Source organism: Pseudorhizobium halotolerans (genome assembly GCF_902153235.2).
In the GTDB taxonomy this organism is placed as follows: Bacteria; Pseudomonadota; Alphaproteobacteria; order Rhizobiales; family Rhizobiaceae; genus Neorhizobium; species Neorhizobium flavum.
Window position 1 is genome coordinate 102,664 of sequence record NZ_CABFWE030000007.1, and the last position, 23,039, is coordinate 125,702.

Genomic DNA, 23,039 nt, shown 5'->3' on the forward strand with positions numbered 1-23,039 from the left:
GGCGGACGGATGCGTCCGTTCGCTACTCGCTAATCGCCACCAAGTGTTCGCTGTCTCTTCTAGGCCGCCGCCGAGAGCCGCTCCCCTGCCATGCGGTAGGAGATCGCTTCGGCCAGATGGACGCGACTGACGGTATCGCATCCATCGAGGTCGGCAAGCGTGCGGGCGACCTTCAGGACCCGATGGTAGCCGCGCGCGGAGAACTTCAACTTCTCCGCCGCATCGCGCAGCAATTGAAGTCCCCCCGCATCCGGCTCGGCGATCTTCTCGATCAACGCAGTGGAGCACCGTGCGTTGGTCGAGACATGTGGCGCCCCTGCCGCCCGGAAGCGCTCCTGCTGCCGCTCACGGGCGGCGGCGACGCGTCTTGCGACGTCGGCGCTCGCCTCAGCCGGCCGAGGCCTGATGAGATCGGCTGCAGAGACTGCCGGAACATCGATCCGGATATCGATCCGGTCCATCAGCGGTCCTGAAATGCGTCCCTGATAATCCGACACGCATTTCGGCCCGCGTGCGCAGGTGTGGCCAGGCTCTCCGGCCATGCCGCAGCGGCACGGGTTCATTGCCGCAACAAGCTGAATGCTGGCCGGATAGGAGACCCTGTGGTTGGCGCGGGCAATAACGCATTCCCCCGTCTCGAGTGGCTGGCGTAGCGCGTCCAGCACTTGCGGCGCGAACTCCGGGAACTCGTCAAGGAAGAGGATGCCGTGGTGGGCGAGTGAAGCCTCGCCAGGCTTTGCCCGCAACCCGCCGCCAACGAGAGCGGCCATGGTGGCGGAGTGATGCGGCGTGCGGAACGGACGGCGGTCCGAAAGCTTGCCGCCGGAGAGCTGGCCGGCGATGGAATGGATCATCGACACTTCGAGAAGTTCTGCCGCAGACAAAGGCGGAAGGATCGACGGCAGGCGTGCCGCCAGCATCGACTTTCCCGAGCCAGGGGGACCCACCATTAACAGGTTGTGGCCTCCCGCCGCAGCGACCTCCAGCGCGCGCTTCGCGCTTTCCTGCCCCTTGATATCGATGAGGTCCGGCAGGTTGGCCGGCAGCGCGCGGATCGCCGGTTGCGGTCGTGACATTACCTGCGTGCCGCGGAAATGATTGGCGAGGGCAATCAGGCTGCGGGGCGCGAGAATGTCGATATCGGCGCCGGCCCAGGCCGCTTCCGGTCCGCTGTCGGCAGGGCAGATCAGCCCCTTGCCGAGCGCATTGGCACTAATCGCTGCCGGGAGGGCGCCGGCCACCGGCGCCAGCGTGCCATCGAGGTTCAGTTCGCCAATGACGACATAGCCCGACAAGGCATCGGCCGGAATGGCGCCAAGGGCTGCCATGAGACCGAGCGCGATGGCTAGATCGAAGTGCGAGCCCTCCTTGGGAAGATCGGCCGGCGCGAGGTTCACCGTCACCTTTTTGGGCGGAAGCGAAAGTCCGGAGGCATGGAGGGCTGCTTGGACCCTTTCGCGGCTTTCCGCCACCGCCTTGTCGGGAAGCCCGACAATCGGCATCAGCAGCTTGCCAGGGGAGACCATGACCTGAACTTCGACAGGAACGCCTTCTATGCCCTGAAATGCAACCGTAGAGACACGCGCCACCATAAACCGCCTCCAAGCTCATGCCAGAAGCGCCAAGCGATCCACGCTTTCCGCGCCAGCGATTGCAATCTGGCATGGAAATGAGAATAAAACAAGAACATCACAGGAACTAGTTCCCGTCTCTGTTGCTCTTAGGTTGCACGAGGTTGTAGCGCGAGAACAAAACGGCTCTGTAGCCGCAGTTTCAGCGGCGCTTGGCTTCGATCGCGTCCCAAAGCAGGACAGCAACATCGGCGCCGCCGAACTTCTTCACCTCGCGAATACCGGTCGGCGACGTTACGTTGATCTCCGTCATGTAATCGCCGATGACATCGATGCCGACGAAGATGAAGCCACGCTCTCGAAGCGCGGGCCCGATCCGTTGGCATATCTCCCGATCACGCCGCGTCAGTTCGACGGCCTCGGCACGGCCGCCGACATGCATGTTGGAACGGCTGTCGGTCTCCGCCGGCACGCGGTTGATGGCGCCGACAGGCTCTCCATCCACCAGCAGGATGCGCTTGTCGCCCTTGCGCACGGCCGGCAGATAAGCCTGCGCGATATAAGGTTCGCCGCGATAGACCTGTTCGAACATTTCCAGCAGCGACGTGAAATTGCGATCGTCACGCGCCGAGTGGAAAACGCCCGCACCGCCATTGCCGTAGAGCGGCTTCAGGATGATGTCGCCCATTTCCTGCCGGAAGGCGGCGATCTCCTGCACGTCGCGGCTGATCAGCGTTGCCGGCATCAGGTCGGCGAACTCGGTGACGAAGATCTTCTCCGGCGAATTGCGGACCCAGGCGGGGTCGTTGACCACTAGTGTCTTCGGATGGATGCGCTCGAGCAGATGCGTCGAGGTGATGTAGCCCATATGGAAGGGCGGGTCCTGGCGCAGGTGGATCACGTCCATGGTCGAGAGGTCGACGCGCTCGCGCTCGCCGAGGCTGTAGTGGTCGCCCTTGACGTCCCGGACCTGCATCGGCTCCACGGCCGCAAAGATCTTGCCGTCGCGCATGGTCAGCCGGTCCGGCGTATAGTGGAACAACTCGTAGCCGCGCGCCTGCGCCTCCAGCGCCATGGCGAAAGTGGAATCTCCAGCAATGTTGATGCTGGAGACATGGTCCATCTGGAATGCGACCTTGCGGATGTTCGCCATCGTCCCTGCCCCTTCAAAAATGCCCGCCTGATGTAGGACGGCGGCTCGTCAAAGGCAACGGCCTCAACTGGCGCAGGTTCAGGCCATATACAAAGCCGGTTGAGGAGTGACCGCCGGAGCGTCACGCAGCTCGATGCGCTTGCACGTGTCCCTCGAAAAGAAGTGCAGCCGTCGCGGATCAGCTGCCAGCCTCATTTCGTCGTGCAGCTGCACGTCGAGCGGCATCGCCGCCGTCAGCGCCTGATCCCCCACATGGCCGTGCACGAGACGTTGCGAACCAAGTTCCTCGACATAGTCCAGGCGGAACAGCAGGGCTTCCTCGCCAGGCGCGGCGACCCGCAGGTCTTCCGCACGCAGACCGACGGTGACCTCGCCGGATGTCGGCGCATGTCCGCCCCGCGTCAGCAGCGACGGTCCGACTGCGAGCTTACCCCCGTGCAGTTCACCCTGCAGGAGGTTCATCGCAGGCGAGCCGATGAAGCTCGCCACAAAGGTAGAAGCCGGCCGGTGATAGACGTCGAGTGGTGCACCGATCTGCTCGATCCGCCCGCCGTTCAGCACCACCAGTCGGTCGGCGAGTGTCATCGCCTCGAGCTGGTCGTGGGTGACGTAGATGGAGGTGATGCCAAGGCGGCGCTGCAGGCGCTTGATCTCGCCGCGCATGGAGACACGCAGCTTGGCATCAAGGTTGGAGAGCGGCTCGTCGAATAGGAAGGCTGCCGGCTTGCGCACGATGGCGCGGCCCATGGCGACACGCTGGCGCTGGCCACCGGAGAGCGCACGCGGCTTGCGGTCGAGGTACTGGTCGATCTCCAGCATGCGCGCAGCCTCGGCGACACGCGCATCGATATCGGCACGCGGCGTGTTGCGGTTCTTCAGACCATATTCCAGGTTCTGTCGCACCGTCATGTGCGGATAGAGCGCGTAGTTCTGGAAGACCATGGCGATGTCGCGCTCGGCCGGCTCGCGGTTGTTCACGACGCTGTCGGCGATTGCAACGGTGCCTTCGGTGATCGTTTCGAGACCCGCCACCATGCGCAGCAGCGTGGACTTCCCGCAGCCGGACGGCCCGACGAGGACGATGAACTCCCCGTCGGCGATATCGAGACTGATGCCGCTCACGGCACGCGCGCCGCCCGCATACACCTTGCCGACGTTTTCGACCTGGATGGACGCCATAGTTACTTCTCCGTTTCGACCAGGCCCTTGACGAACAGGCGCTGCATGCAAATGACGATGAGGACGGGTGGCAGCATGGCCATCATCACGGCGGCCATGGCGAAGTGCCACAGCGGTTCGGCATCGGCGCTCGCCGACAGCCGCTTGATGCCAATGACGATGGTGTAGAAATTGCTGTCGGTGGTGACCAGCAATGGCCACAGGTACTGCACCCATCCGTAGATGAAGAGGATGACGAAAAGCGCCGCGATATTGGTGCGGCTAAGCGGCAGAAGTATATCGCGGAAGAATTTCAGCGGGCCTGCGCCATCCACACGCGCCGCCTCCATCAGTTCCTCCGGGATGGTTAGGAAGAACTGGCGGAACAGGAAGGTCGCCGTCGCCGAGGCGATCAGCGGCAGCGTCAGCCCGGCATAGGAATTCAGCATGCCGAGATCCGCCACCACCTTGAACGTCGGCAGGATGCGCACCTCCACCGGCAGCATGAGGGTGATGAAGATGATCCAGAACGCCAGCGCCCGGAACGGAAATCGAAAGTAGACGATCGCATAGGCGGAAACGATCGAGATGACGATCTTGCCTATGGCGATGATCAGCGCCATCCAGAGCGAGTTGAACATCATCACCCAGAGCGGCGGCGCGCCGGAAGAAGTCAGGCCCTCGTTCCACATCAGCGTATAGTTCTCGATCATGTGCCCGCCCGGCAGGAGTGGCATTGCCCCGCTGACGAAGGCACCGGTCCCATGGGTCGATGCGATGAAGGCCACATAGACGGGGAAGGCGACAATCGCGACGCCGACGATCAGGACCAGGTGGGTCAGGAAATCGAGGAAGGGTCTGTTTTCAACCATGTCCGGCACCTCAGTACTGCACGCGGCGTTCGACGTAGCGGAACTGCACCACGGTCAGAACGATGACGATCAGCATCAGGATGACCGACTGGGCGGAGGACGAGCCGAGGTTCAGCCCGATGAAGCCATCGGTGTAGACCTTGTAGACGAGCGTGTTGGTTGCCTGGGCCGGTCCACCCGCCGTCGTCGCGTCGATGATGCCGAACGTGTCGAACATCGCGTAGTTGATGTTGATGATGAGCAGGAAAAACGTGGTCGGGGAGAGCAGCGGAAACACGATCGTCCAGAACCGCTTGAACGGTCCGGCACCGTCAATTGCGGCCGCCTCGATCAGCGAACGGGGCACCGACTGCAGCCCTGCGAGGAAGAAGAGGAAATTGTAGGAAATCTGCTTCCACGACGCCGCGACGATGATGAGTATCATTGCCTGCTCGCCGTTCACCCGATGGTTCCATGTCACGCCGATGCCATCGAGAATATAGGGGAGAAGGCCGATCGACGGGTTGAAGAGAAACCACCAGAGAATACCCACGACGACCGGAGCCACCGCGTACGGCCAGACGAGCAGCGTCGTATAGACCCTGCTCGACCGCATGACCCTGTTCACGCAGACGGCGAGCAGCAGCGACAGGCTCATCGACAGGGCCGTCACCGCGACGGCGAAGACAGCCGTATTGGCGAGGGAATTGAGATAGTTCGGATCCGCGAAAATGCGGCGGTAGTTTTCGAACCAGACGAATGTCGTGCGGAAGCCGAAAGGGTCCTCTCGTTCGAACGAGGACCTGCCAGCCTGGATTGCCGGCCAGATGAAGAAGACAAGCGTGATGACAAGCTGAGGCGCGAGCAACAGATATGGCAGCAGCTTGTTGGAAAAGATGACGCGTTTGGTTTGCATGTATTCTCAGCCCACGAGGCAAGCCGCGCCGTGCCGGCGGTTGCCCGGAAAGGTGGAGAGGCCGGCCGAGCCGGCCTCTCACGGTCTCACTTGTTGGCGGCTTCGAAGTCGCGGAGGATCTGGTTGCCGCCGGCGACGGCGTCGTCGAGTGCCTGCTGCGCATCCTTCTGGCCGGCCAGAAGCGCTTCGAACTGCTCATCCACGACATTGCGAACCTGCGTCAGGTTGCCGAAGCGGACGCCCTTGGAATTCGGGGTCGGCGTGCCCCGGGTGATCTGCTTGATCGCGACATCTGAACCCGGGTTCTGTTCGTAATATCCCTGTTCCTGGCCGAGATCGAAGGCAGCATTGGTGATCGGCAGGTAACCGGTCGCCTGATGCCAGTCGGCCTGTACTTCCGGCTGCGAGAGATAGGTGAAGAACTTGGCAATGCCCTGGTAGACGTCGTCGCTGTGGCCGGCGAGAGCCCAGAGGGTGGCGCCGCCGATGATCGAGTTCTTCGGCTCCGCGATGACATCCTCATAGTAGGGCAGCGGTGCGAAGCCGACTTCGAAATCCTTGGCATTGGCGATGACGCCGGCACGGGAGGCCGACGAATTCATGTAGATCGCGCATTCGCCCGAATAAAACTTCGCAGGAGCGTCAGCACCGCCAACGGGACCGCCGTACTGGAAGATGCCCGCATCGGCCCACTTCTTCAGATTGCTCCAATGCTTGACCTGCACGTCATCGTTGAAGGTGAACTCAGTGCCGAGCCCACCGAAACCGTTTTCCATCGTGCCATAAGGCTGATCATGGATGGCCGACAGATTTTCCAGTTGCACCCAGGAGATCCAGCCGCTGGTGAACCCGCATTTGGCAGCGCCGGAGTCCATGATCTTCTTCGAGAACTCCTCCACCTCTGCCCAAGTCTTCGGAGCGGTTTCGGGATCCAGACCGGCCTTCTCGAAGGCGTCCTTGTTGTAGTACATGATCGGAGTGGACGAGTTGAACGGAAGCGACAGGATGTTCCCTTCCGTATCGGAGTAGTAGCCTGTCACGGGAGCGAGAAACGCTGAAGCCTCCCAAGGTTCGCCGGCCTCCGTCATGAGTTCGTAGACCGGCTTCACAGCGCCCTTGGCAGCCATCATCGTGCCGGTGCCAACTTCGAAGACCTGTACTATCGCCGGCTGCTCCTTGGCGCGGAAGGCAGCGATGGCACTCGTCAGCGTCTCGGGGTAGCTGCCCTTGTAGGTCGGAACGACCTTGTACTCGCTCTGGCTCTTGTTGAAGGCCTCGGCGATGGCTTCCAGCTTCTGGCCAAGCTGGGCATCCATTGCATGCCACCAGCTGATCTCGGTCGCGGCCAGGGCCGAAGAAGCGGACATGGCTGCCGCGAACGTGGCGATTGATAGCGTCTTGAACATTGTTGTGATCCCTTACTCCGTTGTCGGAACGGGATCGCAATAGGGTCGCAGCATGACGCTGACGTAACAGTAATGTGTCGGGAATATTACAATCCACGGCGCCGCCCAACGGAAGGCCGCACAGGTCAAAATGCGTCTGGAAAGTGCCTTGGAAGACGGCCGGGAAGTACGGCAACCACATCGTAGCGTTGCGACAGGCGCGCGGCATCCGGACGGCGTGAAAGCCATATGTCGCTTGCTGCGCGAATGCGTCTTTGGGCCGTCGCGCTCACGGCATCCACCGCTTCCCGCTCTCCGACCCTCGCCTTGACCTCGACGAAGACGGCCAGATCGCCCTTGCGCGCCACCAAGTCGATCTCTCCGGCTTTTGTACGGAAGCGGATGGCGAGGATCCGATAGCCTTTCGCCAGCAGAAAGAGTGCGGCGGCATATTCGGCGAAATGGCCGCGCCGTTCCGCCCGGCGCCTCTCCCTAGCTTGCTTTGCCACCGTCTCCGTCCTTCAGCGCCAGCAGCCGCTGGTAGAGGTCCTTCTTCGACAGCCCTGTGAGGCGCGCGCCCTCGGCGGCCGCCTTGGATGTCGGCATGGTGGCCGCCAGTTCCTTCAGCAGGACATCGACCTCCATCGCCCCCGGCACATCATCGATTTCAGGAGGAGCTATCAGGAGGACGATTTCGCCCTTCACGGCCCGCTCCGCATAGAAGTCAGCCAGTTCCGCCAGCGTGCCCCGCCGGAATTCCTCAAAGGCCTTCGTCAATTCGCGACACACTGCCGCCTCGCGAGCCGTTCCGAGAACATCGGCTGCGGCGGCAAGGCTCGCCCCGATACGGTGGGGCGATTCGAAAAAGGCGAGCGTCGCCGGCACGCGCGACAGTTCTGCCAGCCGATCCCGCCTGCCCTTGTCCTTGACCGGCAGGAAGCCGGCGAACAGGAAGCTGTCCGAGGGCAGGCCTGAACCCACCAGCGCCGCCAAGGGCGCCGAGGCGCCGGGGATAGGGATGACGCGGTGTCCAGCGTCGATTGCCATGCGTCCCAGCCGGTAGCCCGGGTCCGAGACGAGGGGAGTGCCCGCATCCGAAACGAGCGCCACCGACCGTCCTTCCTCGAGCGCGGCAAGCAGCTTCGGCCCTGCTTCGGCGGCATTGTGTTCGTGATAGGCGAAGGGGCGGTTGACGATGCCGTAGCGGTCCAGAAGCACGCGCGTCACACGCGTGTCTTCGCAGGCAAGCACGTCGGCTCCCGCCAGCGTCTCGAGCGCACGCAGGGTGATATCGCCGAGATTACCGATCGGGGTGGCGACGAGATAGAGCCCCGGCTCCAGCGGGCGTGCGGGGACCGCCGTATTGCCGATCCTGTAGCTGCGGCCCATGGTCTTCTGTTCGTCGCTCACGAAGGTATCCGGCTGATCTGCTTGCTCTCGCCTTCTTATGGGCGAGGTGCGGCAGGCGGGCAAGCGGAGCGTCGCGAAGTTTTCCCTGTGAATCATGGCAACAAGTTCCCATTCGCGCCGGTGGCGGCCCTTCCGGCTCTTGCTTTCTAGGGGAATGTTCTGCCATTTTGCGCCTCCACATCTCCCGGCCCTGCGGCCGGCAAACATGCGGACGCCCCGTTCCTGCCGGCGTCCCGGTCAGAAGCGGTAGCGTCCATGCGTATTACTCTTGAGCGGTCCAATCTCCTGAAGTCGCTGAACCATGTCCATCGTGTCGTGGAACGTCGCAACACGATCCCGATCCTGTCGAACGTGCTCCTGCGCGCTTCCGGCGCCGACCTGGAGCTCAAGGCAACGGACCTCGACCTCGAGATCACCGAGGCGGTTGCAGCCATGGTCGAACAGCCGGGTGCCACGACCGTGCCGGCGCATCTCCTCTATGAAATCGTCCGCAAATTGCCGGAGGGATCGGAAGTCAGGCTGGCAACCAATCCGGACGGCGGCTCGATGACGGTGCAGTCGGGCCGCTCGAAGTTCTCGCTGCAGTGCCTTCCGGAGGCGGACTTCCCCGATCTTACCGCCGGCAGCTTCAGCCATACGTTCAAGCTGAAGGCGACCGATCTGAAGATGCTGATCGACCGCACCCAGTTCGCCATCTCGACGGAAGAGACACGATACTACCTGAACGGCATCTTCTTCCACACGATCGAGGCCGGCGGCGACCTGAAGCTGCGCGCCGTGGCAACCGACGGACATCGGTTGGCCCGCGCCGATGTCGAGGCACCTTCGGGGTCGGAAGGCATGCCGGGCATCATCATTCCACGCAAGACCGTCGGTGAACTTCAGAAGCTGGTCGACAACCCCGACCTGATGGTCACGGTCGAGGTCTCCGACGCGAAGATCCGCCTGACGATCGGCTCCATCATCATGACGTCGAAGCTGATCGACGGCACGTTCCCCGACTACCAGCGCGTCATTCCGACGAACAACGACAAGGAGATGCGCGTCGACTGCCAGAGCTTCACCCGCGCTGTCGACCGCGTATCGACAATCTCGTCGGAGCGAGGCCGTGCCGTGAAGCTGTCGCTGGCCGATGGGCAACTGACGCTTACCGTAAACAATCCCGATTCCGGCAGCGCGACGGAAGAGGTCGCAGTAGGCTATGAACACGATCCGCTGGAGATCGGCTTCAACGCCAAGTACCTGCTCGACATCACGGCGCAGCTTTCAGGCGAGGATGCGGTGTTCATGCTCGCGGACGCGGGCTCCCCTACCCTGGTGCGGGACACCGCGGGCGATGACGCGCTCTACGTCCTGATGCCGATGCGCGTCTGACACAGAAAAAGCGGCTGGGAAACCTGCCGCTTTTTTGCTGTCGTTTTCCAGATGCGACATTCTGCCTTGTTTTTGCGTCATTGACCCCACATAAGCCCTTATGGATCAAGGAGGAGAGACCTGATGGAATTGCGACTGAAGGAAAGGCTGGGCCGGAAGTTCGACGAGGAGATCAGGTTCTTCAAGGGCTGGATCGACGGCCCCAAGAGCGTCGGGGCCATATTGCCGACTTCAGCGGTCACCGCGCGTCGCATGGCGAGCGTCATCAATCCGGCGTCGGGCCTGCCGGTTCTTGAACTCGGACCCGGCACCGGCATCATCACCAAGGCGATCATCGACCGCGGCGTGGCGGCGGAGAATATCGTCTCGATCGAATATTCGACCGATTTCTACCAGCACCTCAAGCGGACGATCCCCGGCGTCAACTTCATCAACGGCGATGCCTTCGACCTGGACACGACGCTCGGTGACTGGAGGGGCCGCAAGTTCGATGCGGTGATCTCGGCGATCCCGATGCTGAGCTTTCCGATGGAGAAGCGCATCGCGCTGCTGGAGGACCTGCTCGACCGCATGCCGCCCGGCCGGCCCGTCGTCCAGATCACCTATAGCCCGGTATCTCCCATCGACGCCCGCCCGGACCGGTTCCATATCCGCCACCTCGACTTCGTCGTCCGGAACATTCCGCCGGCGCAGCTCTGGGTCTACAGCCGGGGCTAGCTCGCCATGTTCGGCGTCTATGTTACCCATCCGCAGGTGAACATCGACCCGCAGGTTCCTGTTCCGCAATGGGGGCTGTCGGAAACCGGCAGGGCACGAGCGAACGAGGCGGCGCAGAGCGCCTGGGCTGCCACTCTTCAACGTATCGTTTCGAGCGATGAGAGGAAGGCCGTGGAGACGGCCGAACTGCTGGCCCGTGTTTCGGGGGCTGCGGTGGAGGTCGCCGTCGACATGCACGAGAACGACCGCAGCAGTACCGGCTTCCTGCCTCCCGCCGAGTTCGAGAAGGCGGCTGACTGGTTCTTCGCCCACCCCGATGAGAGTTTCCAGGGGTGGGAACGCGCAATTGATGCGCAGGCACGGATCGTCAAAGCGGTCGATCGTATCCTCGCCGACCATGACCCGGCAATGCCGATTGCCTTCGTCGGGCATGGCGGAGTGGGGACGCTCCTGAAATGCCATTTCCAGGGTGTGTGGATTTCGCGGGACCGCGACCAGCCCGCTGGCGGGGGCAATCTCTTCGCCTTCTCCCTTGCAGACAGAATCGTGACATGCGACTGGACGGCTATGGAAGAATGGAAGGGATTCGGACATGCACGCGCGTAACCGCCTGATCGTGGGCCTCGATATCCCGACCGTCGGTGAAGCGGAAAAGATGGTCGCCACGCTGTGCGACACGGTTTCCTTCTACAAGATCGGATACCAGCTCGCGTTTGCAGGTGGCATCGAGTTCGCCCGCGACCTCGCGAAGGACGGCAAGAACGTCTTTCTCGACATGAAGCTTCTCGACATCGACAACACTGTTGCGAAGGGCGTCGAAAACATTGCCACCATGGGAATGACGATGCTGACAGTGCATGCCTATCCGAAGGCCATGCGCGCCGCAGTCAAGGCCGCCGAAGGTTCAGGCCTCTGCCTTCTCGCGGTGACCGTGCTGACGTCCATGGACGACGCCGACCTGCTTGAGGTGGGTTACCAGGCGGATGCTCGCACGCTGGTCATGCGTCGTGCCGAACAGGCGCTCGCAGCCGGGATGGGGGGGATCGTCTGCTCGGCGGAGGAATCGGCGGCGGTGCACAAGATCGTCGGATCGGACATGGCGATCGTCACGCCGGGGATTCGTCCGGCCGGCGGCGATGCCGGCGACCAGAAGCGGGTGATGACCCCGGGCGACGCACTGCGTGCCGGCTCAAGCCATCTTGTCGTCGGCCGTCCGATCGTCAAGGCAGAGGATCCGCGCGCGGCCGCCCGTGCGATACTCGCCGAGATGACATCCGCGCTCTAAATTTCAAACCGCAAGGAGGAACCCGCATGCCCAAGGCCTATTGGATTGCCAGAGTCGATGTTCGCGACCCGGAGCGCTACAAGGACTACGTCAGCACGGCAAAGCCGGCATTTGAGCGGTTCGGCGCCAACTTCCTGGCACGCGGTGGACAGTTCGTCGAGCTGGAAGGCAAGGCGCGGGGCCGCAATGTCGTGATTGAGTTTCCCTCGGTCCAGGCGGCGGTGGACTGCTACAACTCGCCGGAATACCAGGCGGCGGCCAAGATCAGGCAGGAATGTGCGGACGCCGAAATGGTCGTCGTGGAAAGCGTCTGACGCTTGCCAACCGCGGCACTTCTTCCGCTTCCCGTTGAAGAACATTTGGTCTAAGAGACCGCTGACAACCCGACCATCACAGTTCCCGGAGCCACCCATGTCCGTGTCCAACCTGCCGCCCCTCGTCACCGTGTTCGGAGGCTCGGGCTTCGTCGGACGACATGTGGTACGAAGCCTCGTCAAGCGGGGCTACCGTATCCGGGTGGCTGTCCGGCGTCCGGATCTCGCCGGTTTCCTTCTGCCCTATGGTTATGTGGGGCAGATCGCGCTGGTGCAGGCAAACCTGCGATACAGGTACTCGGTGGACCGTGCGGTCGAGGGAGCGTCCTTCGTGGTCAACTGCGTCGGCATCCTCTTCGAAAGCGGGCGCAACTCCTTCAATGCGGTGCAGGACTTCGGCGGAAGGGCCGTGGCCGAAGCGGCACGCGCCGCCGGTGCGAAACTGGTGCATGTCTCGGCCATCGGCGCCGACAGGGATTCCGACTCGAGCTACGCGCAGAGCAAGGGTCGCGCAGAAGCCGCAATCCTCGAAACGGTTCCGGACGCAGTGATCCTGCGCCCCTCCATCGTTTTCGGGCCTGAGGACAGCTTCTTCAACAAGTTTGCCGGGATGGCCAAGATGTTTCCGGCGCTGCCCCTGATCGGCGGCGGCAAGACGAAGTTCCAGCCGGTCTATGTGGAGGATGTCGCCAAGGCGGTGGCGCTCGGCGTCGACGGCGTCATCCCCGGCGGTCGCATCTACGAACTCGGTGGGCCGGAGGTACTGACGTTCCGTGAATGCATGGAAATCGTTCTGCGGACGACCGCGCGCAAGCGGCCGCTGATCTCTCTCCCCTTCCCCATCGCCTCCATGATCGGCAGCATCGCCTCGCTGATCCCACTCATCAAACCGCCGATCACCAGCGATCAGGTCGCGCTGCTGAAGAAGGACAACGTCGTCTCGGAAGAGGCGATTCGCGATGGCCGGACCCTGGAGGGCATGGGTATCCGTCCGACGCATCTCGCGTCTGTTGTGCCCTCCTACCTCGTCCAGTATCGTCCGCAAGGCCAGTTCACCAACAGCGGCAAAGCGGCCTGAGGCAATCTCCTGCCGGTTCGGCGAGCCTGCTTGACGCCGCCTGTGGCACGAACGCCCCACTCGGTCTTGCCTTGAGCATTAACGCGGGATTCAGCAAGTTCCTCTATTGAAAATCCTGCAGGCGGGTCATACACGGCTGCAGCGAAATTACGCTTCAATCACATTGGTCTGAAAGGCATTTCTCCATGGGCAAGCCCATCGCACTGTTTTTTGCGTGTGCGGCACTGACGATCCTCGTCGGCTCCTTCATCGCCCCGGAAACGGGCGCGGCAGGCGGCGGCAAGTGCGCTCCGGCCTATGGAGTAGATCCTTGCGCAACGGGCTCCATACCGAGCGCCTCGACGCGCTGAACGTCAAACAATTCTCTGGCATCCTGTCCAACCGGCGCGTCAATTTGAAGCTGACGTGTCCGTAGCGTATTGCTGTTCGAAAGTTTTTCCTCAATACTGATCGTGGGAGAAGGGCAAAAGCCCGCCCAATTGGGAGGAGAAATCAATGGATAAGCCTGAGAAGAAGGCGCATACGCGCCGTTCGTTTCTGAAGATCAGCGCAACCGCAGGCGGAGCAGCCGCAGGCACTCTCGCGGCACCGGCCGTACTCGCACAATCACCGATCGTGATGAAGATGCAGACGTCGTGGCCGGCGTCGGACATCTGGATGGATTTTGCCCGGCAGTTCACCGAACGTGTCGACGCAATGTCCGGAGGACGGCTGACGGTCGACCTGCTGCCAGCGGGCGCAGTCGTGGGCGCCTTTCAGGTTCTCGACGCTGTCCATGACGGCGTCATCGACGCGGCCCACTCGGTTCCGGTATACTGGTACGGCAAGCACAAGGGCGCGTCTCTGTTCGGCACCGGTCCGGTCTTCGGGGGTTCGGCGACAACCATGCTGTCCTGGTTCTATGCCGGCGGCGGCGCAGAGTTCTATCGGGAACTGCAGCAGGACATCCTCGGTCTTGAGGTCGTGGGCTACCTGGGCTTTCCGATGTTCGCTCAGCCGTTCGGGTGGTTCAAGAATGAAGTCAACGCCGTCAGCGACATCAACGGCTTGAAGTACCGTACCGTCGGCCTTGCCGCGGACCTGATGCAGGCGATGGGCATGTCCGTTGCACAGCTTCCGGGTGGCGAAATCGTCCCGGCGATGGAACGAGGCGTCATTGATGCCTTCGAGTTCAACAATCCGTCGTCCGACTTGCGATTCGGTGCCCAGGATGTCGCGAAGAACTACTACCTCTCCTCGTACCACCAGGCGTCGGAATCCTTCGAGTTCCTGTTCAACAGAGGCTTCTATGAAGATCTCGAGCCGGACCTCCAGGCCATCGTGAAGTATGCTGTCGAGGCGGCGTCCACTGCCAACACCGCGTCGGCGATGGACAACTATTCGGCCGACCTCAAGAAATTGCAGGAGGAATCAGGCGTCAACGTGCACCGGACGTCCACGGAGATCCTGGATGCGCAGATCAAGGCATGGGACGACCTGATTGTCGAGCTCGAGAAGGACGCCTTCATGAAGAAGGTGCTCGACAGCCAGCGCGCCTGGGTAGAACGGGTCACCTATTTCGAACTGATGGCATCCCCGGACTACCAGCTCGCCTACAACCACTACTTCCCGAACAAGCTCAAGCTCTGAGCCGTTCTTGACCGCAAGTGGTAATGCCGGCAGGCGCAGTCGCGCCTGCCGGCCCCTCTCCCATCAGGAAGACGTTCACGTCGATGATCGCATTCATCCGGTTCGCCGACGGGCTGTCGGCATGGTTCGGCAAGGCCTTCGCCTGGCTCATCCTACTGATGACCTTCGGCACGAGCTATGAGGTCTTTGTCCGCTATATTGTCGGCCGCCCCACGCCTTGGGCGCTCGACGTCTCGTTCATCATGTACGGTACGCTGTTCATGATGGGGGGCGCCTATACGCTCTCACGCGGCGGGCACGTGCGGGGCGACTTTATCTACCGCCTATGGCGGCCGAGGACGCAGGCGACGGTCGACCTAGTTCTCTATATCTTCTTCTTCTTTCCGGGTGTCACGGCACTGATCTTCGCGGGCTGGAAGTATGCCTCGCGATCCTGGGGCTATGGCGAAGTAAGCGTCAACAGCCCGGCCGGCATCCCAATCTACCAGTTCAAGACCGCCATTGTCGCGGCCGGGATTCTCCTGTTCATCCAGGGAATCGCCCAGGTCTTCCGCTGCATCCAGTGCATACGGGACGGCTTCTGGATCGAGGCGGAGGAGGATGTCGAAGAGACTGAGACCCTTCTAATCAAAGAAAAACAGGCCGAGCTTTCGGGAGATCAGGCATGACGGATCCCCAAGTCGCGCTCCTGATGCTCGGGCTCTTCATCTTCGTGGTGTTTCTCGGGTTTCCGATCGCCTTCACGCTCATGGCGATGGGCATCGGCTTCGGCTACTATGCCTATTTCGAACCGAACCGCATGTGGCGCTCCTTCAACCGGCTGGACGAAACGGCAGGGTGGTGGGACAGCACCAGCCTGTGGATCGAGGGCTTCTTCAACAACCGGGTCTTCGATCTCTTCATCAACCAGACCTACACGGTGATGGCGAACGACGTCCTGACAGCCGTGCCATTGTTCCTGTTCATGGGCTACATCGTCGAACGGGCGAACATCGTCGACCGCCTGTTCAGCACCTTGAATATCGCCTCGAAGAATATTCCAGGATCGATGGGCGTCGCCGCCCTCGTCACCTGCGCGCTCTTCGCGACGGCGACAGGGATCGTGGGTGCAGTGGTGACCCTGATGGGCCTGCTGGCGCTGCCGGCAATGCTGAAGGCGCGCTACGACCACTCGTTCGCGACCGGCATCATCTGCGCCGGGGGAACGCTCGGGATCCTGATCCCGCCGTCGATCATGCTAATCGTCTATGCGGCAGCGTCAGGGACATCGATCGTGCGCCTCTACTCGGCGGCCCTGCTGCCGGGCCTTACCCTCGTGGGACTCTACCTGATCTATATTGTCGGGCGCTCGATCCTGCAGCCGAGCGTGGCGCCCAAGCCGACGGCGGACGAAGTCCCGGATGTTCCGTTCTTCAAGCTTACATGGATGATCGTGACCTCATTCCTGCCGCTGGCCGTCCTCATCCTGGCAGTGCTGGGTTCGATTCTCTTCGGGCTGGCGACGCCCACCGAAGCGGCCGCGATCGGAGCACTCGGCGGCATGGTTCTCGCTGTGCTCTATAGAGCGATGAGTTGGGACCGTCTCAGGCAAAGTGTCTATCTCACAGTTCGAACCACGGCGATGGTCTGCTGGCTCTTCGTCGGCTCCTACACCTTCTCCTCCGTCTTCTCCTACCTCGGTGGAGAGCACGTGATTTCCGAGTTCGTGCGAGGCCTGGATCTGACGCCGTTCCAGTTCCTGCTGCTGGCGCAGCTGATCATCTTCCTCCTGGGCTGGCCGCTGGAGTGGTCGGAGATCATCATCATCTTCGTACCGATCTTCCTGCCGCTCCTCGACATGTTCGGCATCGATCCACTGTTCTTCGGTATATTGGTGGCGCTCAACCTGCAGACCTCGTTCCTGACACCGCCGATGGCGATGTCAGCCTACTACCTGAAGGGGATCGCGCCGCCGGAGGTGCGGCTGACACAGATCTTCAAGGGTGTGCTGCCCTTCGTGTTCATGGTCTTCATCAGCATGGCGCTGATGTACATGTTCCCGCAGATCGTGTTCTACCTGCCAGAACAATTCTATGGCCGATGACATCGCTCTCCACCGGCGCTTCTCCCGGTGGAGTCAGGTCCAATAAGGTCCGTAAGGGGACCGATCGATGAAAGGAGTGGCAGATGCTAGACCGCCTTCTCGCCTTGCTGGGGTTCTCCGTGTTCTGCGGGTTCCTTGCCATCCTCGTCTGGAAGGTGCCTCGCGCAGACCTTATCGTGCTGGTGGCCATCACCATTGCCATGGCCGGCTACGACCTCTTCTTCTACCACGGGCGCGACGACCACGGCTGAGTCATCAGCCAAAGATCAGCAGCCCTATCAGGCCTGCCGTTCCGACGGCAATCCGCCACCAGGCAAACGGCGCATAGCCGCGGCTTGAGACGAAATCCAGAAGCGAGCGGACCACCACCAGCGCCATGACGAAGGCGGCGATGAAGCCGATGGCGATGACGATGCCATCATCAAAGCGGATGAGCTCCCGGTTCTTGTAGAGATCGAGGGTGAACGCACCGAGCATTGTTGGCATGGCGAGGAAGAAGGAGAATTCCGCCGCCGACCGTTTATCGGTCCCCATCAGCAGCGAGCCGACGATGGTAGCACCGGACCGCGAGGTTCCCGGAACCATGGCAAGGCACTGGAACAGGCCGATCTTGAAGGCAAGCGACGGCGGATAATCCATAATGTCCGTGTATTTCGGCCGGATTGCCATCCGATCCACCGCAAGCAGCACGAAGCCGCCCAGTATGAGCACGATGCAGATCAGCATCGGCGTCTCGAACAGGATCGTCTTGATGAAGTCATGGGCGAGCGCCCCGATGACCGCAGCCGGCAGGAAGGCGAGCAGGACCGTCAGTACGAATCGCCGTGCCTTCCCGGACGTCGGCAAGGCCATGGCGATCTCCCAGAGCTTGCGGAAGTAGACGAGCAGGATCGCCAGGATGGCGCCCAACTGGATAAGCACCGCAAATGTGTTGCCGGGCGATTCGAAGCCGAGGAAGTGACCAGCCAGAAGAACATGTGCCGTCGACGACACGGGGATGAACTCCGTCAGGCCCTCGATTATGCCCAGTACGAGAGCGCTGATGATCGATTGTTCCGGCATTCTTCACCCTTTGTTTGATGGTCGGTCGGCAGGATCCGGAACCCATGGTGGCTGTCTGCTTGCCATGCCCCTTACCAAAACCGTATAGCTGGGCTATTGCGGCGCCTCGAGAAACGGCCAGCCCCTCCTATACAAAAATTGTAAAGCTCACGTATCGATGCCTACGCTCTTCCATCACCCGATGTCTTCCAGCTCGCGTTTCGTCCGGCTTATCCTGTCGGAATACGGTTTTCCAGTGGAGCTGATCGAAGAGCAGCCATGGGAGAAGCGTCGGGAATTCCTGGCACTCAATCCGGCCGCGACGCTCCCCGTCTATGTCGACGACAGCATGCGCGCCCTCTGTGGACCCGCCGTGCTGATGGAATTCCTGGACGAAACGCACGGCGTCCTGAAGCGTGACCGGAGGCTCTTTGCGGAAGACCCTTTCCAGCGGGCCGAGATCCGGCGGCTGACGGAGTGGTTCCTCGCCAAGATGGAGCAGGATGTGACCCGCCCTCTGGTACGCGAGCGTGTCTACAAGCTGCAGATGACCGCGGCGCAGGGCGGAGGAGCCCCGGACTCGAAAGCGCTTCGAACAGCGCGTTCCAATATCCGACAGCACATGAAGTACCTTTCCTGGCTTGCCGGCTCGCGCCCTTGGCTTGCAGGCGACCGGTTGACATATGCCGATCTCGCTGCGGCCGCATGCATTTCGGTCCTGGACTATCTCGGCGAGATCGACTGGGCTGAGACGCCAATTGCCAAGGAATGGTATCAACGCCTGAAATCCCGCCCCTCCTTCCGACCGCTGCTGGCCGAGAGAGTGCGCGGCCTGACACCGGTTTCCCACTATGCGGACCTCGACTTCTGAGATCACGGCAGGCCGTCCCGATGCCCAAGTTCGGCGTCGGGAGAAGCTGACCGCCTTCATCAAGGCGGAAGCCATGGCGCACGGTTTCGACCTCTGCCGCATCACCCATGCCGGCAGCATTCCGGAAGCTCCCAAACGTCTGGATGTCTATCTGTCCGACGGCCATCACGGCACGATGGAGTGGATGGAGGAAACGCGCGACCGACGCAGTGATCCGCGAACGCTCTGGCCTGACGTCCGCTCGGTCGTCATGTTCGGACTGAACTACGGCCCTGATGAAGACCCTCGCGCGCTGCAGGAACAGAAGGACCGCGGCGCGATATCGGTCTATGCCCGCAATCGCGATTACCACGATGTCATCAAAGGCCGCTTGAAAGAGATCGCCACGCGCTTCGCTGCTCGGGCCGGTGAGGACGTCAAGGTCTTCGTCGACACTGCGCCGGTCATGGAAAAGCCGCTTGCCGCCGCAGCCGGTCTTGGATGGCAGGGCAAGCACACCAATCTGGTCAGCCGCAGTCATGGTTCCTGGCTCTTCCTCGGCAGCCTGTTCACGACCGCCGATCTCGATATCGATGAGCCGCAGATTGACCATTGCGGCTCCTGCCGCGCCTGCGTCGACGCTTGTCCGACAGCCGCCTTCCCTGCTCCTTACCGGCTCGATGCACGCCGCTGCATCTCCTATCTGACGATTGAGCACAAGGGACCGATCGATCCTGAGCTTCGGCCACTGATCGGCAACCGCATCTATGGCTGTGATGACTGCCTGGCCGCCTGCCCCTGGAACAAGTTTGCTGTTAGTGCATCGGAAATGAAGCTGAAGGCCAGGGAGGACCTGAAGGCACCTACGCTTTCCTTCCTGCTCACGCTCGACGACCCGCAGTTCCGCAGCTTCTTCAGCGGCTCCCCGGTCAAGCGCATCGGACGGGACCGCTTCGTCCGCAATGCTCTGATAGCGGCGGGAAATTCCGGTGATGGGGCACTGATCCAACCGTGCCTGAATCTGGCGGAGGATTCGTCGCCGGTGGTTCGCGGTATGGCCGTGTGGGCGCTCAAGCGGCTGATGCCGCCGCAGGAGTTTAAGCAGCTCGCTCTTTTGCGAAAAGATGAGCAGGACCCCTATGTCCTGGATGAGTGGCAGTTGGCAGGAGCGGCATGATGCGAATGATGGTCTTCGGGTGCGGCTATTCGGGTAGGGCCATCGCGCGGGCAGCCATGGAGACCGGTGCGAAGGTCTTCGGCACGAGCCGGACTGGCGAGAAGGCGGAAGCACTGGCTGCGCAAGGTGTCGAAGCTTTCGTCTTCGATGGCACGGCCATTGATCAACCCTTGGAGCATGCGCTGTCGCAGGTCACGCATCTCGTCCAATCGATACCGCCGGGTGCGGGCGGGGACCCTGTGCTTAGCCTTGCAAGCGACCGTCTGGCCGCGCTCTGCCCCAGGCTCACATGGGTGGGTTATCTCTCAACCATCGGCGTCTATGGCGACCAGGCAGGCGGCTGGGTCGATGAGGAAACGCCCTGCAACCCCGCCCCCGGCCGTTCCCGGGAAAGGGTCGAGGCCGAGAAAGCCTGGCTCGCCGCGGGCGAGGCGATCGGCGTGCCTGTCGCGGTGCTGCGGCTATCCGGCATCTACGGGCCAGGCCGCAATGCCTTCGTCAATCTCAAGCGCGGTACCGCGCGCCGGATCGTCAAGAAGGATCAGGTGTTCAATCGCATCCGTGTCGAGGACATAGCGCGTGCCGCCCTTTTTCTGGCTCAGTCCGGCCACGGCGGCACTTTCAACGTCACGGATGACGAGCCGGCGGCACCCCAGGACGTCATTGCCGAAGCTGCGCGGCTGATGGGGGTCGAGCCGCCTACCGAACAACCGTTCGAGACCGCCGAGATGACCGCAATGGCACGCTCCTTCTACGGCTCGAACAAGCGCGTCTCCAATAAGCGGATCAGCGATCTGGGCTTTCAGTTCCTATACCCGGACTACCGCATGTCTCTCAATCACCTGTGGGTGAGCCGCACATGGGATGGCGAGCTTCCGCTTCGAAAGGGATGAAATATTCATCCGGTGGGCGTTCGAGGGGCGAAAAGGGAGGCCTCACACCCATTTCCGTGCAAAGATTTCGTCTGAACTGATGTACGGGGGCATCCTCAGCAAAAAAATTTCAAGCAATTTCGTGAAGTTCTTCCCCAGCGCCCGGGCCCGAAACTCGGTTTCAATTTAAGCTTGTTTTACAGGGTTTTTTACCACTCCTCCTCCTAAACCCGCCTGTTTCATAGCCACAAATGCAATCCGGATTGTTTCATGATGTAACATTCCGTGATCTTATTGCGCACTTTTTCGCCAATTTTCACCCCGCTTAACCGTTCCTGCACGGCATGTGCCGGCATCCATCGACGGGGACAAAGACTTGACGACAATTCGAAACTCGATTTTCGCCGCGGCTGCCTTTGCTGCGTTTGCAACCTTTGGCACTGCTTCCGCTCACGCTGCGCCCGGTTGCGGCCACGCCTCCTGGTATGCTTTGACGTCGAAGACGGCCTCCGGGGAGCGTATGAACCCGGCGAAGCTGACTGCCGCACACCGTTCGCTGCCTTTCGGCACCAAGGTGAAGGTGACCAACAAGCGAAACGGCAAGAGCGTGATCGTACGCATCAACGACCGCGGACCGTTCATCAAGGGCCGCGTTATCGACGTGTCCAAGGCCGCCGCCCAGAACATCGGCATGGTCCGCTCTGGAACGGCACAGGTTTGCTACCAGATCGTCGACGCCGGCAATGGCAAGGCCTCTGGCAAGGGTGTCAAGGGCGGCTGAGGCGACCCGCACTTGCTCTTGCCGTCGATGATGGTTAGGACCCGCGCAGACGGGTTCAACCGGAGCGGAGACTGACATGCGATTGGGCGGACGGCTCAGCGGAGCCATCGATGTGCTGAGGGACATCGAAGACAGAAGGCGCCCTGTCGCGGATGCGCTGAAGGACTGGGGCCTTGCTCATCGTTTCGCCGGTTCCGGCGATCGTGCCGCAATCGGCAACATTGTCTACGACGCGCTGCGCATGCGCCTGTCGCATGCGTTCCTGATGGACGACGATGGGCCGGCGGCCCTCGCCTATGCGGTCCTCATCCGGCAGTGGGGGTTGACGCCTGAAGCCCTTTCCGCCGAGTTCGCCGATGACCGCTTCGCTCCGCAGCCCCTCACCGAGGCGAACCTCTCGGCCCTTTCCTCCCGTAATCTCGACGATGCCCCCCTGCATGTGCAAGGCGACATCCCGGACTGGACCCAGCCGTCCTTCGAAGCCGCATTCGGCGAAGACTGGTTGGCGGAGGCCAGGGCACTGGCGGAACGTCCGACCCTCGATCTGCGCGCCAACACGCTGAAGGCATCACGCGACAAGGTCGTGAAGGCGCTCGACCGCTCCGGAGCCATCCCGGCGCCGATCGCGCGCAACGGGATCAGGATAGCCGCCGGAGAAGGGGCGTCGCGGCTGCCGAATGTCACCGCCGAACTTTCGTTCCAGAAGGGCTGGTTCGAGGTGCAGGATGAGGGGTCCCAGATCGTCTCCGAACTGGTTCAGCCGCCCGAGCACGCCCAGGTGCTCGATTTCTGCGCCGGCGGCGGTGGCAAGACTCTCGCCATGGCAGCGGCGATGAACAACAAGGGCCAGGTCCACGCCTATGATGCCGACCGCAAGCGGTTGGCGCCGATCATCGAGCGGCTCCGCCGCGCCGGAACCCGCAATGTCCAGGTTCATGACGACGCTCGCCAGCTCGATCAGTTCAGGGAGAAGCTGGATGTAGTCCTGGTGGATGCGCCCTGCACCGGCACGGGCACCTGGCGCCGGCGCCCGGATACGAAATGGCGGCTGACGCCGCGCAATCTCGAGGAACGCGTCGCGCAACAGCAGGAAGCGCTTGGTGAGGCGGCTGCCTTCGTCAAGCCTGGTGGCAGCCTCGTATACGTCACCTGCTCGGTCCTGCCCGAAGAGAATGATGGTCAGATCGAGCGCTTCTGCGAGACACACCCCGAATTTTCTCCCGAACCCGTCTTGCAGAACTGGAACGGCCTGTTCGGTGGCGACACACCGCGTCCCCGCAGCCGTGACGGAAAGATGTTGACGTTGACCCCAGCCAGCACCGGCACGGATGGTTTCTTCTTCTGCCGGATGCGCCGGCAGCCCTCCGCGGATTGACAGCCGTCAAGGGAATGAC

The 23,039-nt window shown here is 61.9% G+C and carries 25 protein-coding genes; 16 read left to right on the plus strand and 9 right to left on the minus strand.

Annotated elements, in window-relative coordinates:
* Positions 1 to 59 precede the first annotated feature (59 nt).
* The 8 genes from FN060_RS13385 to rsmI form a co-directional block, all read right to left on the minus strand.
* The gene (locus tag FN060_RS13385; RefSeq protein WP_142588562.1) at positions 60 to 1,592 is read right to left on the minus strand and encodes a YifB family Mg chelatase-like AAA ATPase; all 1,533 of its coding nucleotides are present in this window, start codon (positions 1,590 to 1,592) and stop codon (positions 60 to 62) included.
* Positions 1,593 to 1,773: 181 nt separating this feature from the next.
* A complete protein-coding gene (gene gshB, locus FN060_RS13390; RefSeq protein WP_142588563.1) occupies positions 1,774 to 2,724 on the minus strand; it encodes a glutathione synthase in 951 nt (316 codons plus the stop codon).
* Positions 2,725 to 2,802: 78 nt separating this feature from the next.
* Positions 2,803 to 3,903 (minus strand): sn-glycerol-3-phosphate ABC transporter ATP-binding protein UgpC, encoded by a 1,101-nt coding sequence (gene ugpC / locus FN060_RS13395; protein ID WP_142588564.1) that lies wholly within the window; start codon positions 3,901 to 3,903, stop codon positions 2,803 to 2,805.
* A gap of 2 nt (positions 3,904 to 3,905) precedes the next feature.
* Positions 3,906 to 4,754 (minus strand): sn-glycerol-3-phosphate ABC transporter permease UgpE, encoded by an 849-nt coding sequence (ugpE, locus tag FN060_RS13400; protein WP_142588565.1) that lies wholly within the window; start codon positions 4,752 to 4,754, stop codon positions 3,906 to 3,908.
* A gap of 10 nt (positions 4,755 to 4,764) precedes the next feature.
* Positions 4,765 to 5,649, minus strand: coding sequence for a sn-glycerol-3-phosphate ABC transporter permease UgpA (ugpA, locus tag FN060_RS13405; RefSeq protein WP_142588566.1), 885 nt, complete (start codon positions 5,647 to 5,649; stop codon positions 4,765 to 4,767).
* Between the two features lie 86 nt (positions 5,650 to 5,735).
* The gene (gene ugpB / locus FN060_RS13410) at positions 5,736 to 7,055 is read right to left on the minus strand and encodes a sn-glycerol-3-phosphate ABC transporter substrate-binding protein UgpB (RefSeq protein WP_142588567.1); all 1,320 of its coding nucleotides are present in this window, start codon (positions 7,053 to 7,055) and stop codon (positions 5,736 to 5,738) included.
* 125 nt (positions 7,056 to 7,180) lie between these two features.
* Positions 7,181 to 7,543 carry a YraN family protein gene (locus FN060_RS13415; RefSeq protein ID WP_142588568.1) on the minus strand — a complete coding sequence of 121 codons (363 nt, stop codon included), beginning with the start codon at positions 7,541 to 7,543 and terminating at the stop codon, positions 7,181 to 7,183.
* Positions 7,527 to 8,423 (minus strand): 16S rRNA (cytidine(1402)-2'-O)-methyltransferase, encoded by an 897-nt coding sequence (gene rsmI, locus FN060_RS13420; protein WP_142588655.1) that lies wholly within the window; start codon positions 8,421 to 8,423, stop codon positions 7,527 to 7,529. Before rsmI ends, FN060_RS13415 begins: the two co-directional genes overlap by 17 nt.
* A gap of 276 nt (positions 8,424 to 8,699) precedes the next feature.
* Between rsmI and dnaN the strand changes: the two genes are divergently transcribed.
* The 11 genes from dnaN to FN060_RS13475 all read left to right on the plus strand — a co-directional run bounded on the left by dnaN (position 8,700) and on the right by FN060_RS13475 (position 17,175).
* On the plus strand, positions 8,700 to 9,818 hold the full coding sequence (gene dnaN, locus FN060_RS13425; RefSeq protein ID WP_052641545.1) for a DNA polymerase III subunit beta: 1,119 nt from the start codon (positions 8,700 to 8,702) through the stop codon (positions 9,816 to 9,818).
* A gap of 123 nt (positions 9,819 to 9,941) precedes the next feature.
* Positions 9,942 to 10,535, plus strand: coding sequence for a phospholipid N-methyltransferase PmtA (gene pmtA / locus FN060_RS13430; RefSeq protein WP_142588569.1), 594 nt, complete (start codon positions 9,942 to 9,944; stop codon positions 10,533 to 10,535).
* Positions 10,536 to 10,541: 6 nt separating this feature from the next.
* Complete coding sequence (locus FN060_RS13435) at positions 10,542 to 11,141, plus strand: histidine phosphatase family protein (RefSeq protein WP_142588570.1); 600 nt, start codon at positions 10,542 to 10,544, stop codon at positions 11,139 to 11,141.
* Entirely contained in the window at positions 11,128 to 11,820 is a 693-nt protein-coding gene (gene pyrF, locus FN060_RS13440) for an orotidine-5'-phosphate decarboxylase (protein ID WP_142588571.1), read from the plus strand. Before FN060_RS13435 ends, pyrF begins: the two co-directional genes overlap by 14 nt.
* 26 nt (positions 11,821 to 11,846) lie before the next feature.
* Positions 11,847 to 12,134: a DUF1330 domain-containing protein gene (locus FN060_RS13445; protein WP_077547409.1), complete on the plus strand. Its 288-nt coding sequence runs from the start codon at positions 11,847 to 11,849 to the stop codon at positions 12,132 to 12,134.
* A gap of 97 nt (positions 12,135 to 12,231) precedes the next feature.
* Complete coding sequence (locus FN060_RS13450; RefSeq protein ID WP_142588572.1) at positions 12,232 to 13,212, plus strand: complex I NDUFA9 subunit family protein; 981 nt, start codon at positions 12,232 to 12,234, stop codon at positions 13,210 to 13,212.
* Positions 13,213 to 13,397: 185 nt separating this feature from the next.
* Complete coding sequence (locus tag FN060_RS13455; RefSeq protein ID WP_183949988.1) at positions 13,398 to 13,562, plus strand: hypothetical protein; 165 nt, start codon at positions 13,398 to 13,400, stop codon at positions 13,560 to 13,562.
* A gap of 145 nt (positions 13,563 to 13,707) precedes the next feature.
* The gene (locus tag FN060_RS13460) at positions 13,708 to 14,841 is read left to right on the plus strand and encodes a TRAP transporter substrate-binding protein (RefSeq protein WP_077547407.1); all 1,134 of its coding nucleotides are present in this window, start codon (positions 13,708 to 13,710) and stop codon (positions 14,839 to 14,841) included.
* Positions 14,842 to 14,924: 83 nt separating this feature from the next.
* Positions 14,925 to 15,509, plus strand: a complete 585-nt coding sequence (locus FN060_RS13465; protein ID WP_142588573.1) for a TRAP transporter small permease subunit — start codon at positions 14,925 to 14,927, stop codon at positions 15,507 to 15,509.
* The gene (locus FN060_RS13470) at positions 15,506 to 16,924 is read left to right on the plus strand and encodes a TRAP transporter large permease (protein ID WP_142588574.1); all 1,419 of its coding nucleotides are present in this window, start codon (positions 15,506 to 15,508) and stop codon (positions 16,922 to 16,924) included. The genes FN060_RS13465 and FN060_RS13470 overlap by 4 nt, the downstream gene beginning before the upstream one ends.
* Positions 16,925 to 17,007: 83 nt before the next feature.
* Positions 17,008 to 17,175 carry a hypothetical protein gene (locus FN060_RS13475; RefSeq protein WP_172972382.1) on the plus strand — a complete coding sequence of 56 codons (168 nt, stop codon included), beginning with the start codon at positions 17,008 to 17,010 and terminating at the stop codon, positions 17,173 to 17,175.
* Positions 17,176 to 17,179: 4 nt separating this feature from the next.
* Here the strand turns inward: FN060_RS13475 and FN060_RS13480 are convergent, their stop codons facing one another.
* Entirely contained in the window at positions 17,180 to 17,986 is an 807-nt protein-coding gene (locus tag FN060_RS13480; protein ID WP_142588575.1) for an undecaprenyl-diphosphate phosphatase, read from the minus strand.
* 157 nt (positions 17,987 to 18,143) lie between these two features.
* Here FN060_RS13480 and FN060_RS13485 point away from each other — a divergent pair, with 157 nt between their 5' ends.
* The 5 genes from FN060_RS13485 to FN060_RS13505 all read left to right on the plus strand — a co-directional run bounded on the left by FN060_RS13485 (position 18,144) and on the right by FN060_RS13505 (position 23,020).
* On the plus strand, positions 18,144 to 18,836 hold the full coding sequence (locus FN060_RS13485) for a glutathione S-transferase family protein (RefSeq protein ID WP_052641525.1): 693 nt from the start codon (positions 18,144 to 18,146) through the stop codon (positions 18,834 to 18,836).
* Entirely contained in the window at positions 18,817 to 19,992 is a 1,176-nt protein-coding gene (gene queG / locus FN060_RS13490; RefSeq protein WP_142588576.1) for a tRNA epoxyqueuosine(34) reductase QueG, read from the plus strand. Before FN060_RS13485 ends, queG begins: the two co-directional genes overlap by 20 nt.
* Entirely contained in the window at positions 19,992 to 20,885 is an 894-nt protein-coding gene (locus tag FN060_RS13495) for an SDR family oxidoreductase (protein ID WP_077547401.1), read from the plus strand. Before queG ends, FN060_RS13495 begins: the two co-directional genes overlap by 1 nt.
* Positions 20,886 to 21,240: 355 nt before the next feature.
* Positions 21,241 to 21,645 carry a septal ring lytic transglycosylase RlpA family protein gene (locus FN060_RS13500; RefSeq protein WP_142588577.1) on the plus strand — a complete coding sequence of 135 codons (405 nt, stop codon included), beginning with the start codon at positions 21,241 to 21,243 and terminating at the stop codon, positions 21,643 to 21,645.
* A gap of 76 nt (positions 21,646 to 21,721) precedes the next feature.
* A complete protein-coding gene (locus tag FN060_RS13505) occupies positions 21,722 to 23,020 on the plus strand; it encodes an RsmB/NOP family class I SAM-dependent RNA methyltransferase (RefSeq protein ID WP_142588578.1) in 1,299 nt (432 codons plus the stop codon).
* Positions 23,021 to 23,039: the final 19 nt, after the last annotated feature.

Coding starts and splice junctions, on each gene's coding strand:
- FN060_RS13385 (WP_142588562.1), bottom strand. CDS start 1,592: ATGGTGGCGCGTGTCTCTACGGTTGCATTTCAGGGCATAGAAGGCGTT.
- rsmI (WP_142588655.1), bottom strand. CDS start 8,423: ATGGGCCGCAGCTACAGGATCGGCAATACGGCGGTCCCCGCACGCCCG.
- ugpC (WP_142588564.1), bottom strand. CDS start 3,903: ATGGCGTCCATCCAGGTCGAAAACGTCGGCAAGGTGTATGCGGGCGGC.
- ugpB (WP_142588567.1), bottom strand. CDS start 7,055: ATGTTCAAGACGCTATCAATCGCCACGTTCGCGGCAGCCATGTCCGCT.
- FN060_RS13485 (WP_052641525.1), top strand. CDS start 18,144: ATGCCTACGCTCTTCCATCACCCGATGTCTTCCAGCTCGCGTTTCGTC.
- FN060_RS13465 (WP_142588573.1), top strand. CDS start 14,925: ATGATCGCATTCATCCGGTTCGCCGACGGGCTGTCGGCATGGTTCGGC.
- FN060_RS13475 (WP_172972382.1), top strand. CDS start 17,008: ATGCTAGACCGCCTTCTCGCCTTGCTGGGGTTCTCCGTGTTCTGCGGG.
- pyrF (WP_142588571.1), top strand. CDS start 11,128: ATGCACGCGCGTAACCGCCTGATCGTGGGCCTCGATATCCCGACCGTC.
- FN060_RS13460 (WP_077547407.1), top strand. CDS start 13,708: ATGGATAAGCCTGAGAAGAAGGCGCATACGCGCCGTTCGTTTCTGAAG.
- ugpA (WP_142588566.1), bottom strand. CDS start 5,649: ATGCAAACCAAACGCGTCATCTTTTCCAACAAGCTGCTGCCATATCTG.
- FN060_RS13505 (WP_142588578.1), top strand. CDS start 21,722: ATGCGATTGGGCGGACGGCTCAGCGGAGCCATCGATGTGCTGAGGGAC.
- gshB (WP_142588563.1), bottom strand. CDS start 2,724: ATGGCGAACATCCGCAAGGTCGCATTCCAGATGGACCATGTCTCCAGC.
- queG (WP_142588576.1), top strand. CDS start 18,817: ATGCGGACCTCGACTTCTGAGATCACGGCAGGCCGTCCCGATGCCCAA.
- FN060_RS13455 (WP_183949988.1), top strand. CDS start 13,398: ATGGGCAAGCCCATCGCACTGTTTTTTGCGTGTGCGGCACTGACGATC.
- dnaN (WP_052641545.1), top strand. CDS start 8,700: ATGCGTATTACTCTTGAGCGGTCCAATCTCCTGAAGTCGCTGAACCAT.
- FN060_RS13470 (WP_142588574.1), top strand. CDS start 15,506: ATGACGGATCCCCAAGTCGCGCTCCTGATGCTCGGGCTCTTCATCTTC.
- ugpE (WP_142588565.1), bottom strand. CDS start 4,754: ATGGTTGAAAACAGACCCTTCCTCGATTTCCTGACCCACCTGGTCCTG.
- FN060_RS13480 (WP_142588575.1), bottom strand. CDS start 17,986: ATGCCGGAACAATCGATCATCAGCGCTCTCGTACTGGGCATAATCGAG.
- pmtA (WP_142588569.1), top strand. CDS start 9,942: ATGGAATTGCGACTGAAGGAAAGGCTGGGCCGGAAGTTCGACGAGGAG.
- FN060_RS13495 (WP_077547401.1), top strand. CDS start 19,992: ATGCGAATGATGGTCTTCGGGTGCGGCTATTCGGGTAGGGCCATCGCG.
- FN060_RS13435 (WP_142588570.1), top strand. CDS start 10,542: ATGTTCGGCGTCTATGTTACCCATCCGCAGGTGAACATCGACCCGCAG.
- FN060_RS13445 (WP_077547409.1), top strand. CDS start 11,847: ATGCCCAAGGCCTATTGGATTGCCAGAGTCGATGTTCGCGACCCGGAG.
- FN060_RS13450 (WP_142588572.1), top strand. CDS start 12,232: ATGTCCGTGTCCAACCTGCCGCCCCTCGTCACCGTGTTCGGAGGCTCG.